The organism is Fructilactobacillus sp. X2R5C3, assembly GCF_059901325.1.
Genome location: NZ_JBWXUY010000023.1, coordinates 1 through 268 on the forward strand (window position 1 = coordinate 1; position 268 = coordinate 268).

Annotated in this window: 1 pseudogene; it reads right to left on the minus strand. The window is 50.7% G+C overall.

Annotation, left to right across the window (positions count from 1 at the left end):
- A pseudogene (locus tag AC6UDE_RS07005) lies at window positions 1–268 on the minus strand (F0F1 ATP synthase subunit alpha); the annotation flags it as partial.

Consider the following 268-nt stretch of genomic DNA (forward strand, 5'->3'; position numbering starts at 1 on the left):
GGCTCGAATGCGTCGACCATGTTCAATGATTTTCAGCGTGTCGTCGTCTAACCTAGCGCCAAAACGCGCGAAGGTTTCCAGTTCCTCGAATAGCGCATAAGCCAATTTAAGATCCACCGTGACACCGCGATACGCGGCTCTTTGCGCTTTACCACCCACCCGAGACACAGATTTCCCCACATCAACCGCAGGCAAAATACCCAGTTCAAATAAGGCCGGCGAAAGGTAAATTTGCCCATCGGTAATGGAGATAAGATTGGTCGGAATG